The 12,945-nt window shown below is 70.9% G+C and carries 11 protein-coding genes; 4 read left to right on the top strand and 7 right to left on the bottom strand.

Annotated elements, in window-relative coordinates; all coding sequences use genetic code 11:
• Window positions 1–77: 77 nt before the first annotated feature.
• The 7 genes from ACSU6L_RS23610 to ACSU6L_RS23640 form a co-directional block, all read right to left on the bottom strand.
• Window positions 78–935 (bottom strand): siderophore-interacting protein, encoded by an 858-nt coding sequence (locus tag ACSU6L_RS23610; RefSeq protein WP_437059779.1) that lies wholly within the window; start codon window positions 933–935, stop codon window positions 78–80.
• A gap of 124 nt (window positions 936–1,059) precedes the next feature.
• Window positions 1,060–2,106 carry an ABC transporter substrate-binding protein gene (locus ACSU6L_RS23615; protein ID WP_437059781.1) on the bottom strand — a complete coding sequence of 349 codons (1,047 nt, stop codon included), beginning with the start codon at window positions 2,104–2,106 and terminating at the stop codon, window positions 1,060–1,062.
• A gap of 192 nt (window positions 2,107–2,298) precedes the next feature.
• The gene (locus tag ACSU6L_RS23620) at window positions 2,299–3,546 is read right to left on the bottom strand and encodes a serine hydrolase domain-containing protein (protein WP_437059783.1); all 1,248 of its coding nucleotides are present in this window, start codon (window positions 3,544–3,546) and stop codon (window positions 2,299–2,301) included.
• A gap of 185 nt (window positions 3,547–3,731) precedes the next feature.
• Window positions 3,732–4,892, bottom strand: coding sequence for an acyl-CoA dehydrogenase family protein (locus ACSU6L_RS23625; RefSeq protein WP_437059785.1), 1,161 nt, complete (start codon window positions 4,890–4,892; stop codon window positions 3,732–3,734).
• Between the two features lie 6 nt (window positions 4,893–4,898).
• Window positions 4,899–5,843, bottom strand: coding sequence for a hydroxymethylglutaryl-CoA lyase (locus ACSU6L_RS23630; protein WP_437059787.1), 945 nt, complete (start codon window positions 5,841–5,843; stop codon window positions 4,899–4,901).
• The gene (locus tag ACSU6L_RS23635) at window positions 5,840–7,756 is read right to left on the bottom strand and encodes an acetyl/propionyl/methylcrotonyl-CoA carboxylase subunit alpha (protein ID WP_437059789.1); all 1,917 of its coding nucleotides are present in this window, start codon (window positions 7,754–7,756) and stop codon (window positions 5,840–5,842) included. Before ACSU6L_RS23635 ends, ACSU6L_RS23630 begins: the two co-directional genes overlap by 4 nt.
• Window positions 7,757–7,770: 14 nt before the next feature.
• On the bottom strand, window positions 7,771–9,387 hold the full coding sequence (locus ACSU6L_RS23640; protein WP_437059791.1) for a carboxyl transferase domain-containing protein: 1,617 nt from the start codon (window positions 9,385–9,387) through the stop codon (window positions 7,771–7,773).
• 86 nt (window positions 9,388–9,473) lie between these two features.
• On the opposite strand from ACSU6L_RS23640, the gene ACSU6L_RS23645 reads away from it, so the two are divergent.
• From ACSU6L_RS23645 to ACSU6L_RS23660, 4 genes are all read left to right on the top strand, one after another.
• Window positions 9,474–10,100, top strand: coding sequence for an SACE_7040 family transcriptional regulator (locus ACSU6L_RS23645; protein WP_073938366.1), 627 nt, complete (start codon window positions 9,474–9,476; stop codon window positions 10,098–10,100).
• A gap of 128 nt (window positions 10,101–10,228) precedes the next feature.
• Window positions 10,229–11,386, top strand: coding sequence for an acyl-CoA dehydrogenase family protein (locus tag ACSU6L_RS23650; RefSeq protein WP_437059793.1), 1,158 nt, complete (start codon window positions 10,229–10,231; stop codon window positions 11,384–11,386).
• Window positions 11,387–11,394: 8 nt separating this feature from the next.
• Window positions 11,395–12,261 carry an acyl-CoA thioesterase gene (locus tag ACSU6L_RS23655; protein ID WP_437059795.1) on the top strand — a complete coding sequence of 289 codons (867 nt, stop codon included), beginning with the start codon at window positions 11,395–11,397 and terminating at the stop codon, window positions 12,259–12,261.
• Between the two features lie 302 nt (window positions 12,262–12,563).
• Complete coding sequence (locus ACSU6L_RS23660; protein WP_437059797.1) at window positions 12,564–12,920, top strand: hypothetical protein; 357 nt, start codon at window positions 12,564–12,566, stop codon at window positions 12,918–12,920.
• Window positions 12,921–12,945 lie beyond the last annotated feature (25 nt).

Below are 12,945 nucleotides of genomic sequence, written 5' to 3' on the forward strand. Positions count from 1 at the left end.
ACTTACTTAGGTAAGCCTAACCTAAGTTGGCTGATCTCCGTGCGGTCGGAGAGTAACTTCCGTCACTTTCAACTGAATTACTCGCCCTGCTCCCGCAACTGCTCCTCCGTCAGTCCACGGCGCCAGTAGCCCACGAACGTCACCCGGCGCCGGTCGACGCCGCGCTCGCCGACGAAATGCCGGCGCAGCGCCTTCACCGAGCCGGACTCGCCCGCGATCCAGACGTACGGGCGCTCCGCCGGCGGCAGTCGCGTGTCGCGGATCGCGTCGAGGGCCATGGGGGACCCCTCGTCGCGGTCGCCCTCCCGCACCAGCCAGGTCACCTCGGCGTCCGCCTCGGTGGCCAGGTCCAGCACGTTCCCGGCGTCATGCGCCTCCAGCCATACCCGGGCCCGCTGCCCGGCCGGCAGCGACTCCAGGATCGCGGCGACCGCCGGAAGCGCGGTCTCGTCACCCCAGAGCACCACCAGATCGGTGTCCTCCGGCGGACGGAACCGGATCGCCCGGTTGTCCGCGATCGCCGGGCCGAGCAGCAGCACCTTGTCCCCGGCGGAGGCCCGCGCGGCCCATGTGGAGGCGGGTCCGGCGGGAGTGGCGGAACCCGGCTCCACGCCGTGCAGCACGAAGTCGATGTCGATCTCGTCGGGGTCGCGGCGCAGTGAGCGCAGCGTGTACGAGCGCATCACCGCCCGCACGTCGTCCGGCAGTTCGCGCCACCCCTTCCACCAGTCCTCACCCAGCTCGATGGGCACGACGGGCGCGTCCTGCCCAGGGTGCGGCAGGAACAGGGACAGGGACTGATCGCACCCGTCCGAGTGGAACGCCGCGAGATCCTCCCCCGCGAAGGTCACCCGGACCAGAGACGGCCCGAGCCGCTCCGTCCGCACGACCTGAAGAGAGAAGAAACGGAACGGGTCGACTACGGCCGTGGACATGCAGGCTCCCGAGATGTGGACGGAGGGTGAGTGGCCCTGACCGGGGGCGCGGGGAACTGGGCGACCGGCCGCCGACCACGCGCAGCCGTCGGACTTCAGGAGCCCGCACCCCGGTAGGCGAACCTCAGCTGACCTTCTTCGCGTTCTCGATCGCCTCGGCGAGGTTCGTCAGCAGCGGCGTGCACTTGCCGTACGACAGGATCGGCTCCGGCGACCGGGGGATGACCTGACCGGCCTTCACCGCCGGCAGCTTCTTCCAGGTCGCCTCGGTGATGGCGTCCGGCTGCGTCGCCTGCGCCCGGTCGTCCATCATGATGATGTCCGCATCGTACTTGTCGACGTTCTCCCAGCTGAGGGCCTCGAACCAGCCGCCGCCCTGGGCCTTCGCCTTCTCCGACGGCTCGATGAAGTTCACGCCGAGCGCCTTGAAGTACTCGAGGTCGATCGACAGGTTGGTGCCGGAGACGTAGAACAGCTCCGCGCTCGCGGACCCGGCCATCACCTTGATCTCGGGCCGGGCCTTCGCGGCCTTCCGCAGCCGCTCCGCGGCCGCCTCGAACTCCTGCTTCGCCTTGATGGTCTGATCGGCCTTCAGGTCCGCGCCCAGCGACTCGGCCAGCGCCCACATGCGCTCCAGCGACTGGGTCAGCTGGCGGTCGTAGACGGAGACGCCGACGCTCGGGGCGAGCTTGGTGATCTTGTCCTTGGACTCCTCGGGGACGTACCAGAGGGTGCCGGCGTCGTCGAACATCGTGGTGATGAGGACCTCGGGGGCGAGCGTCGCGTACTTCTCGACGTTGAACTGGCCCCAGACGTTGCCGAGGATCTCGACCTTGCTGATGTCCATGTCGCCGGCCTGGACGTCCGGCTTGCCGTCCTGGGTCTTGGTCGGGCCGAAGACGCCCTTGACCTCGATGCCGTAGTCGTGCAGCGCGGCGGCCACGCCGACGAAGGCGACGATGTTCGTGGGAACCTTGTCGAGCTTCACGGTCGTGCCGCGGTCGTCCTTGAAGGTCCAGGGGCCGGACGGCTTGGCGGCCGCCGACGAGTCCGAGCCACCGCTTTTCGTGTCTTCGTCGCCGCACGCGGCGAGAACGGCACCGAGGCCGAGGGCACCGCCGGCGGCGAGGATCCCGCGACGGGTGAGGTGGGTGGCACGGGCGTTGGACATGAGCGTGGCTGCTTTCGAACAGGGCGGATGCCCGCCGGACAATTCGAAGGTAGGTTAGCCTAACCTCAGATCTTGTCCAGGGGTGGGGAGCCCCAGGTTCGGAACCGTGAGCGACCCACATCTGTTCGCATCCTCAATGCGCCTACCCAGTACCGGAGTTGGCCGAAACGTCTTCCCGGAAGATGATCCAGGTCACTTCTTCGGCGTCGGCGACACGGGGAGGTTGAAGACGTGGTCCGGCGTGACGATGCTCGTGATCGCGTCGCCGAACAGCGTGCTGGGCTCCTGCTCGTCGTGGAGGATGTCGGTGTTCAGCAGCACCACCAGCGTCGCCTGAGCCGACGGCAGATAGATGGTCAGGGACTCGTAGCCCGGCAGTGAGCCGTTGTGCCCGATCCAGCCCTGCACGTCGAAGATGCCGAGGCCGTACCCGGCCCCCTTGATGCCGGTCGGGGGCGTCTCCAGGCGCTGCTTCTGCGTGGCGGGTTCGACCATCGTGCCGCCGTCGGGGAACTCGCCCGTGGCCACCGTGCGCGCCCAGGTGCGCAGGTCGTCCCGGGTCGAGATCATCGCTCCGGCGGCCCAGCCCCAGGACGGGTCCCAGTCCGTCGAGTTCTCGACCTCGCCGGTCGCGGTCTGGTTCGTGTACCCCTGTGCGTGCGGCTCGGGGAAGTCCGCGTTCGTCGCGAGGAAGCTGTCCCGCATGCCGGCCGGGTCGAGGATGTTCTCCTTGATGACGTCCTGCAGGGGCTGCTCGGCCACCTTCTCGACGACCAGGCCGAGCAGGATCAGATTGGTGTTGCAGTAGGAGAACTTCTCGTTCGGCTGGAACAGCACCGGGTGCTTGAAGGCGTAGTCCAGCAGTTGCTGAGGGGTGAAGCCGCGTTCCGGATCGGACGTCAGCGCCTTGAAGAAGTCCGGGTCCTCCGAGTAGTTGTACAGACCGCTGCGCATTCCGGCGAGTTCGTGCAGGGATATCTCGTCGCCGTTCGGAACTCCGTCCACGTAAGCGCTGATCGGGTCGTCCAGGTCGACCTTGCCCTGGTCGACCAGCTGGAGCAGGGCGGTCACGGTGAAGGTCTTCGTCTCGCTGCCGATGCGCATGAACAGATCCGGCGACATCCGCTGCCCGGTGCTCTTGTCGGCCACACCGAAGGAGCGCTCGTAGACGCCCTTGTCGGGGGTCCACAGACCGACGGTGACGCCCGGTACGTTCGCTTCCTTCATGACCCGCTGGACGGCGGCGTCGAGCTGCCGGCGCACCTGCGGCGTGAGCTCCCGGAAGTCACCGTCCGCGGTGGTCGGACTCGGCGGATCCGTCTGCGTGACGGCCCCGGAGACGGAAACGGGGAACGAACCGGAGACGGCCTCGGGGCCGACGGCCCGTGGCGTCGCCACGGCCGACACGGCGGTCACCGGCACCAGAAGACTCGCCGCCATGGCGGCGGCAACGGCCCCCCTGCGAAGTCCTCTGCACGCGAACGTCATGAGCTGCTCCCGGCGGGTGGGAGATGGCCGTGGCCATGAGCGCGGACCTCTCGAGCCGAACAGCACCAGCTTAGGAGCGCCCCCGCCGGATCGCCTGTCGAGCCGACGGGGGCGCTCCCAAGCCCCAAGGCAGCGCTCTAGCCCGCCAGGCCCAACTCACGTGCGATCAGCATCCGCTGCACCTCGCTCGTGCCCTCGCCGATCTCGAGGATCTTGGAGTCCCGCCACATACGGGCCACCGGGTACTCGTTCATGAAGCCGTAGCCCCCGTGGATCTGGGTGGCGTCCCGGGCGTTGTCGACGGCGATCGTGGACGAGTACAGCTTCGCCAGCGCCGCCTCCTTCTTGAACGGATCGCCCGCGACCAGCCGGGACGCCGCGTCGCGCCAGGCGAGGCGGGCCGTGTGGGCCTTCATCTCCATGTCCGCGATCTTGAACTGGACCGCCTGGTTCGCGCCGATCGGGCGGCCGAAGGCGTGCCGTTCCTTCGCGTACGCGACCGACTCGTCGACACAGCCCTGCGCCAGGCCCGTCGCCAGCGCCGCGATGGCGATCCGGCCCTCGTCGAGGATCCGCAGGAACTGCGCGTACCCGCGGCCCTCCTCGCCCAGCAGGTTCTCGGCCGGCACCCGCACGTCCGCGAAGGACAGCTCACGGGTGTCGGAGGCGTTCCAGCCGACCTTGGAGTAGGGGGCGGCCACCGTGAAGCCCGGGGCGCCGGAGGGGACGATGATCGCGGAGATCTCCGGCCGGCCGTCCGGCTTGCGGCCGGTCACCGCGGTCACCGTGACCAGGCCCGTGATGTCCGTGCCGGAGTTGGTGATGAAGCACTTGGTGCCGTTGATCACCCACTCGCCGGTCGCCGGGTCCCGGCGCGCCGTCGTCCGGGTCGCCCCGGCGTCGCTGCCGCCGTCCGGCTCGGTCAGGCCGAAGGCGCCCAGGATCTCGCCGGAGCACAGCCGGGGCAGCCACTGCCGTTTCTGCTCCTCGGTGCCGAAGAGATGGATCGGCATCGCGCCCAGCGAGACGCCCGCCTCCAGGGTGATGGCGACGGAGGAGTCCACCCGCGCCAGCTCCTCGAGGGCCACGCCCAGGGCGAGATAGTCGCCGCCCATGCCGCCGTACTCCTCCGGGAACGGCAGCCCGAACAGGCCCATCCGGCCCATCTCGCGGACGATCTCGTACGGGAACTCGTGCCGCTCGTAGTAGTCGCCGATCTTCGGGGCCACCACGTCGTGCGCGAACTCTTCCACGGTGCGGCGGAGTTCTTCCAGCTCGGGGGAGAGACGGTGGTCCATCGTTCTTCACTGCTCCTTGTGGGAGAGGGCTCTGACGGTGCGGGACGGGCTGGGGCGGCCCAGTTGCTCGGCCATCCACACGCTGGTGGCGGTGAGCCGGCCGAGGTCGACGCCGGTGTCGATGCCGAGTCCCCGCAGCATCCACACCAGGTCCTCGGTGGCGAGGTTGCCGGTGGCGCTCCTGGCGTACGGGCAGCCGCCCAGGCCGCCCGCGGAGGCGTCGACGGTCGTCACCCCGTGCTGCAGCGCCGCGAGGGTGTTCGCGAGCGCCTGCCCGTAGGTGTCGTGGAAGTGCACGCCGAGCGCGGCGGTGGGGACGCCCGCGGCGTTCAGCGCGGTGAGGAGCTCCCGCACGTGTCCGGGCGTGGCCACGCCGATCGTGTCGCCGAGGCTCAGCTCGTCGCAGCCCATGTCCAGCAGGGCCCGGCAGACGCGGACCACCTGGGGGATCGGCACCGGCCCCTCCCACGGGTCGCCGAAGCACATGGACAGATAGCCCCGCACATGCCCGCCCTCCGCCTTCGCCCGGCTCACCACCGGCTCGAACATGGCCAGCGCCTCGTCCACCGTGCGGTTGAGGTTGGCCTTCGCGAAGGACTCGGTGGCGCTGGCGAACACGGCGATCCGGCGCGCGCCCAGGGCCAGGGCGCGGTCCAGGCCGCGCTCGTTGGGGACCAGCACCGGGAGCGCCACCCCGGGCAGGTCGCCGACGAGCGGGAACAGCTGCTCGGCGTCCGCCAGCTGGGGCACCCACTTCGGGTGGACGAAGCTGGTCGCCTCGATCGTCGTCAGGCCCGCGCCGGCGAGACGGCGGACGAACTCCGCCTTCACCTCCGTGGGCACGGTCGCCTTCTCGTTCTGCAGTCCGTCGCGCGCGCCCACCTCGTGGATGCGGACGCGGGCGGGCAGATCCGCCGCGGGGACGGCCATGGGGAGCCCGTCGACTGTCATTCCGCCGCCTCCTCGTGAGGGGTGATGACCGCCAGCACCTGGTCCATGGCGACCGTGCTGCCCGGGGTGACGTCCAGCTCGGCGACCGTGCCGGCGTGCGGGGCGGAGATGACGTGCTCCATCTTCATCGCCTCGACGACGACCAGGCTCTGACCGGCGGTCACCTCGTCGCCGACGGCCACCTTCACCACTGTGACCGTCCCCGGCATGGGGGCGGTGAGGGAGTCGGCGCCCGCGTGCGCGGCCCGGTCCAGGGAGGCGGCCACCGGGTCGTGGTCGCGCACCTGCCAGGCGTCGCCGTCGCGGCCCAGCCAGTCGCCGGCGCGGTGGAAGGTGTGGCGGACGCCGTCCAGGGTGACCGAGACGTGGTCCGGGGCCACGGTGTGGGTGCCGCGCGGGGTGTGCTCCACCGGGTCGGTGACCCGCAGCGGGAAGCCGAGCGGCCTGGGCGTGCCGCCGAGCCGCCAGCCGCTCGGCACCGAGAACGGGTCCGTCCAGCCGTCCCCGCGCGGCCGCAGCGCGTCCAGCCGTACGGCCGCCGCCGCCTCGTACACCTCCTCCGGCACCTCGGCCGGGACCAGCCCCGCCGCCTCCCGCTCGACCAGGCCGGTGTCCATGTCGCCCGCGACGACCGCCGGATGGGCCAGCAGCCTGCGCAGGAACCCGGCGTTGGTGGGCACACCCAGCGTGACCGTCTCGGCGAGGGCCGCGCGCAGTCTGCGCAGGGCGGTGGCGCGGTCCGGGCCGTACGCGATCACCTTGGACAGCATCGGGTCGTACAGGCTGCCGACCTCCGTGCCCTCGCTGAGCCCGGAGTCGGTGCGGATGCCGTCGCCCTGCGGTTCGCGGAGCTTCAGCACCGTGCCGCCGGAGGGCAGGAAGCCGCGCGCGGGGTCCTCGGCGCAGACGCGGGCCTCGACGGCGTGCCCGGTGAGCCGGACGTCCCGCTGTCCGAAGGGCAGGGGTTCGCCCGCGGCCACCCGCAGCTGCCACTCGACCAGGTCCAGGCCGGTGACCAGCTCGGTGACCGGGTGTTCCACCTGGAGGCGGGTGTTCATCTCCATGAAGTAGTACTGGGAGGGGTCGCCGCCCGGGACGATGAACTCCACCGTGCCCGCGCCGACGTACCCGCAGGAGCGGGCCGCCTGGACCGCCGCCTCGCCCATCGCCGCGCGGGTCTCCTCGTCGAGGAGCACGCTCGGCGCCTCCTCGATGATCTTCTGGTGGCGGCGCTGGAGGGAGCACTCGCGTTCGCCCAGGTGGACGACGTTGCCGTGGCCGTCGGCCAGGACCTGGATCTCGATGTGCCGAGGGCGGTCGATCCAGCGTTCGACGAGCAGCGTGTCGTCGCCGAAGGAGGCGCGGGCCTCCCGGCGGGCGGCGGCGATCTCGTCGTCGAGCAGGTCCAGGTCCCGCACCAGCCGCATGCCCTTGCCGCCGCCGCCCGCGGACGGCTTCAGCAGCACGGGCGCGCCCAGCTCGCGGGCGGCCTCGGCCAGCTCCGGATCGCGTCCGCCGGGCACCACGGGCACCCCGGCCGCCCGCACCGTCTCCTTGGCGCGGATCTTGTCGCCCATCAGGGAGATGGCGTCCGCCGGAGGCCCGACGAACACCAGCCCGGCGTCGGCGCAGGCGCGGGCGAAGCCGGCGTTCTCGGCGAGGAAGCCGTACCCGGGGTGGACGGCCTGGGCGCCGGTGCGGGCCGCTGCCTGAAGCAGCCGCTCCACGGACAGATAGCTCTCGGCGGCGGGCGCCGGACCGATCCGTACCGCGGTGTCGGCCTCGCGGACGTGCCGGGCGCCGGCGTCGGCGTCGGAGAAGACGGCGACGGAGCGCACGCCGAGCGCGCGCAGCGTGCGGATGACCCGCACCGCGATCTCGCCGCGGTTGGCCACAAGAACGGTGTCGAACATAGTCGTGAACCCCCTCACATCCGGAAGACGCCGAACTGCGGCTCGCCCAGCGGGGCGTTCGCGCAGGCCGTCAGGGCCAGGCCCAGCACCTGCCGGGTCTCCAGCGGGTCGATGACGCCGTCGTCCCAGAGGCGGGCGGTGGCGTAGTAGGCGTTGCCCTGGCGCTCGTACTGGGCGCGGACGGGGGCCTTGAAGGCCTCTTCCTCCTCCAGGGGCCAGTCCTCACCGCGCGCTTCCAGCTGGTCGCGCTTGACGGTGGCGAGGACGGAGGCGGCCTGCTCGCCGCCCATGACGGAGATCTTGGCGTTGGGCCACATCCACAGGAAGCGCGGTGAGTACGCCCGGCCGCACATGGAGTAGTTCCCCGCGCCGTACGACCCGCCGACCACGACGGTCAGCTTGGGGACGCGGGTGCAGGCGACGGCGGTGACCATCTTGGCGCCGTGCTTGGCGATGCCGCCCGCCTCGTAGTCCCGGCCCACCATGAAGCCCGAGATGTTCTGCAGGAACAGCAGCGGGATGCCGCGCTGGTCGCACAGCTCGATGAAGTGGGCGCCCTTCTGGGCGGACTCGGAGAAGAGGATGCCGTTGTTGGCGACGATGCCGACGGGGTGGCCGTGGATGCGGGCGAAGCCGGTTACCAGGGTCTGCCCGAACTCGGACTTGAACTCGGCGAACCGGGAGCCGTCGACCACGCGGGCGATGATCTCCCGGACGTCGTAGGGCGTGCGGGGGTCGGCCGGGACCGCCCCGTACAGCCCGTACGGGTCGACCTTCGGCTCCACGGCGGGACGCACCTCCCAGGGCAGCGCCCGGCGGGCCGGGAGGGTGGCGACGATGTTCCGGACGATGCGCAGGGCGTGCGCGTCGTCCTCCGCGAGGTGGTCCGTCACGCCGGAGACGCGGGAGTGCACCTCGCCGCCGCCCAGCTCCTCGGCGGTGACGACCTCGCCGGTGGCGGCCTTCACCAGCGGCGGCCCGCCCAGGAAGATCGTCCCCTGGCCGCGCACGATCACGGCCTCGTCGCTCATCGCGGGCACGTAGGCGCCGCCGGCCGTGCAGGAGCCGAGGACGGCGGCGATCTGCGGGATGCCCGCGCCGGACATCCGGGCCTGGTTGTAGAAGATCCGGCCGAAGTGCTCGCGGTCCGGGAACACCTCGTCCTGCATGGGCAGGAAGGCGCCGCCGGAGTCGACGAGGTAGAGGCAGGGGAGCCGGTTCTCGAGGGCGACCTCCTGGGCCCGCAGGTGCTTCTTCACCGTCATCGGGTAGTAGGTGCCGCCCTTGACGGTGGCGTCGTTGGCGACGACGACGCACTCGCGCCCGCTGACCCGGCCGATCCCGGCGATCACGCCCGCCGCCGGGGCCTGCCCGTCGTACATCCCGTCGGCCGCGAGCGGGGCCAGCTCGAGGAAGGGCGAGCCCGGGTCGAGCAGTGTGTCCACCCGGTCCCTCGGCAGCAGCTTGCCGCGCGCGGTGTGCCGGGCGCGCGCCTTCTCACCGCCCCCGAGCCGGGCGGCGGCCAGCTTGCCGCGCAGCTCCTCGACCAGCGCCTGATGCGCCGCCTCGTTGGCCTGCCAGGCCTCCGACGCGGGGTCCGCCGCGGTCGTCAGCTCCGGTGCCTGGTCCATCCTGCGATCCCCTCACCTTGTTAATGAGCGTTAACGCATTTCCTCCAGGTTAACGACCGCTAACCTCCCTGTCTAGAATCGACTTCATGGCCACCAGAACCGACGCCCCCACCCGTCGCGAGCAGATCCTCAAGGAAGCCGCGCGGCTCTTCGCCGAGCGCGGCTTCCACGGTGTCGGGGTGGACGAGATAGGCGCCGCCGTCGGAATCAGCGGTCCCGGTCTCTACCGCCACTTCCCGGGCAAGGACGCGATGCTGGCGGAGCTGCTGGTCGGCATCAGCGGGCAGCTCCTGACGGGCGCGAAGCAGCGGCTGAAGGAGGCCGCCGCGGCCGGGGGCGTGGACGGCGCGGCCCCGGAGACGGTCCTCGACTCGCTCATCGAGGGGCACATCGACTTCGCGCTCGACGACCGTCCCCTCATCACCCTGCACGACCGCGAGCTGGACCGCCTCCGGGAGAGCGACCGCAAGCTGGTCCGCCAGCTCCAGCGGCAGTACGTCGAGCTGTGGGTGGAGGTCCTCCGCGCGGTCTACCCGGCCCTCGCCGAACCCGCCGCCCGCTCGGCCGTCCACTCGGTCTTCGGCCTGCTGAACTCCACCCCGCACCTGGGCCGCCGCGGCTCGCTGCCCGGCCGGGGCGCCACGGCGGAGCTGCTGCACCGGATGGCCAGGGGGGCGTTCGAGGCGGCCGGGACGGACCCCGCCGCCGGCTGAGTGCCGTGCGCGCCGGGCCGCGCGGGCGTGACGAGCGTTACGGCCTCCCCACTCTGGACGCCCCGACCTACCCGCCGGTACGGTGAGCCTGAGCAAGCGCTTAGATACGTACCGGTGGAGGTGGCGGCGTGCGCCGTACGGTGTTCAACGAGGATCACGAGGCGTTCCGGGAGACCATCCGGGCCTTCATCGAGGCCGAGGTCGTACCCGTGTACGACGAGTGGTTCGCGGCCGGCCAGGCGCCGCGCGAGTTCTACTACAAGCTCGGTGAGCTGGGTGTCTTCGGCATCAGCGTGCCCGAGGAGTACGGCGGCGCGGGCATCGACAGCCACAAGTTCGAGGCCGTCCTGTACGAGGAGACGGCCCGCGCGGGCGTCCAGTTCGGCGGCTCCGGCGTGCACGTGCTGCTCGCCCTGCCCTACCTCAAGATGCTGGCGACGGACGAGCAGAAGAAGCGCTACCTGCCGAAGTTCGTCTCCGGCGAGGAGATGTGGGCCATCGCGATGACCGAGCCGGGCACCGGCTCCGACCTCGCGGGCATGAAGTCCACCGCCAAGCTGAGCGAGGACGGCACCCACTACGTCCTCAACGGCGCCAAGACCTTCATCACCGGCGGCGTGCACGCCGACCGTGTGATCGTGTGCGCCCGCACCGCCGCGCCCACCGCCGAGGACCGCCGTCACGGCATCTCGCTGTTCGCCGTGGACACCAAGTCCGAGGGCTACTCCGTCGGCCGCAAGCTGGACAAGCTGGGCCTGCGCACCTCCGACACCGCCGAGCTGGCGTTCGTCGACGTGAAGGTGCCGGTCGAGGACCTGCTGGGCGAGGAGAACAAGGGCTTCTACTACCTCGGCCACAACCTGGCCTCCGAGCGCTGGGGCATCGCCTTCGGCGCCTACGCCCAGGCCAAGGCCGCCGTCCGGTTCGCCAAGCAGTACGTGCAGGAGCGCACCGTCTTCGGCAAGCCGGTCGCCCACTTCCAGAACACCAAGTTCGAACTGGCCGCCTGCCAGGCCGAGGTGGACGCCGCCGAGGCGGTCGCCGACCGCGCGACCGAGGCTCTGGACGCCGGCGAGCTGACCCCGGCCGAGGCCGCCTCCGCCAAGCTGTTCTGCACCGAGGTCGCGCACCGCGTGATCGACCGCTGCCTCCAGCTGCACGGCGGCTACGGCTACATGAACGAGTACCCGATCGCCCGCCTGTACGCGGACAACCGCGTCAACCGCATCTACGGCGGTACCAGCGAGATCATGAAGACGATCATCGCCAAGGACATGGGCCTGTAAGGACACGGGTGAGCCAGGCACTCCAGGATCTCCTCGATCTGCTCGACCTCGAGCAGATCGAGGAGAACATCTTCCGCGGCCAGTCCCGGTCCGCCGTCGTCCCGCGCGTCTTCGGCGGGCAGGTCGCGGCCCAGGCGCTGGTCGCCGCCGGGCGGACGGTCCCCGAGGACCGGCCCGCCCACTCCCTCCACGCGTACTTCCTGCGCATGGGCGACCCCGGCGCGCCCATCGTCTACAACGTCGAGCGCCTGCGCGACGGCCGCTCCTTCACCACCCGCCGGGTGGTCGCGGTCCAGCACGGCAGGCCGATCTTCGCGCTGTCCGCGTCCTTCCAGACGTACGAGGACGGCCTCGACCACCAGGCCCCCATGCCGCCCGCGCCGGACCCGGCCGCGCTGCCCACCTCCCGTGAGCGGTTCAGCGGCTACGACCACCTCGACCCGGAGGTCGTCGCCCGCTTCCTGGAGGCCCGCGAGGCGATCGACCTGCGCTACGTCGAGGAGCCTCCGTACGGCAGGTTCGGCGAGCCGCGCGAGCCGCACTCCCAGGTGTGGTTCCGCACCAACGGCAAACTCGCCGACGACCCGCTGCTCCACGTCGTCCTCGCCACGTACGTCTCCGACATGACCCTCCTCGACTCGGTGCTGCTCGCGCACGGTCGCGGCGGCTGGGCCGTCGGTGACGTGGTCGGGGCCTCGCTGGACCACGCGATGTGGTTCCACCGCCCGTTCCGCGCCGACGAATGGCTGCTCTACGACCAGGAGTCGCCGTCGGCGTACGGCGGCCGTGGCCTGGGCCAGGCCCGGATCTACACACAGGACGGCCGCCTGGCCATCTCGGTGATCCAGGAGGGTGTGGTCCGCGTCCCCCGGTGACGGTGTGGCGTGCGGTGTCTCCCGAGGTGCCGATCAGCGATCGCGTAGCTAGGCTGAACGAGTGAAAAGCCGCACGCACGGCACGGCCGGTCGACCTGGCCCCCGAGAGCGTGAGCCAGGGCCACAGCGCTCGCTCGTGAACCAAGGCGAGTGTCCTGGAGGCGTCGGCGGTCACGCCCGTGCTTCAGAAAACATGCGGTGACGCCCGAGACCCTGTCGCAATGTTCACTTGCGGCTGCGGCCATCCATTCCCGCAGGGCCGTCCAGGCGAAGCGGGAGACGATGGAGCGAAAGGTATTTCCATGCGAGCACAACGCGCGAAGCGTCTCGCCGCGGCGTCCGCTGCCGGCCTGATGTTGGCTGGTGGTATCGCGGTCGGTACTGCTGGTACCGCTACGGCGTCCGACACCAAGTCGTACAACGACAGTCGCTACTGCGACGACGACTGGTGGGACGACTGCGATGACGACGACTACGGCCGTGGCGGCAATGGCCACTACGACGACCACGACGACGACAACGGCCGTGGCGGCAACGGCGACCATGACGACCACGACGACGACAACGGCCGTGGCGGCAATGGCGACCACGACAACGGGCGTGGCGGCAATGGCGACCACGACGGCAACGGACGTGGCGGCAACGGAGGCCACGACTGAAGGAACTGATACACCGACAACGGCG

This window comes from Streptomyces sp. enrichment culture (genome assembly GCF_964272855.1).
In the GTDB taxonomy this organism is placed as follows: Bacteria; Actinomycetota; Actinomycetes; order Streptomycetales; family Streptomycetaceae; genus Streptomyces.

What these genes read in the sequence shown, in the direction of transcription:
- ACSU6L_RS23610 (WP_437059779.1), bottom strand. Translation starts at nt 935, where the DNA reads ATGTCCACGGCCGTAGTCGACCCGTTCCGTTTCTTCTCTCTTCAGGTC.
- ACSU6L_RS23615 (WP_437059781.1), bottom strand. Translation starts at nt 2,106, where the DNA reads ATGTCCAACGCCCGTGCCACCCACCTCACCCGTCGCGGGATCCTCGCC.
- ACSU6L_RS23620 (WP_437059783.1), bottom strand. Translation starts at nt 3,546, where the DNA reads ATGGCGGCGAGTCTTCTGGTGCCGGTGACCGCCGTGTCGGCCGTGGCG.
- ACSU6L_RS23625 (WP_437059785.1), bottom strand. Translation starts at nt 4,892, where the DNA reads ATGGACCACCGTCTCTCCCCCGAGCTGGAAGAACTCCGCCGCACCGTG.
- ACSU6L_RS23630 (WP_437059787.1), bottom strand. Translation starts at nt 5,843, where the DNA reads ATGACAGTCGACGGGCTCCCCATGGCCGTCCCCGCGGCGGATCTGCCC.
- ACSU6L_RS23635 (WP_437059789.1), bottom strand. Translation starts at nt 7,756, where the DNA reads ATGTTCGACACCGTTCTTGTGGCCAACCGCGGCGAGATCGCGGTGCGG.
- ACSU6L_RS23640 (WP_437059791.1), bottom strand. Translation starts at nt 9,387, where the DNA reads ATGGACCAGGCACCGGAGCTGACGACCGCGGCGGACCCCGCGTCGGAG.
- ACSU6L_RS23645 (WP_073938366.1), top strand. Translation starts at nt 9,474, where the DNA reads ATGGCCACCAGAACCGACGCCCCCACCCGTCGCGAGCAGATCCTCAAG.
- ACSU6L_RS23660 (WP_437059797.1), top strand. Translation starts at nt 12,564, where the DNA reads ATGCGAGCACAACGCGCGAAGCGTCTCGCCGCGGCGTCCGCTGCCGGC.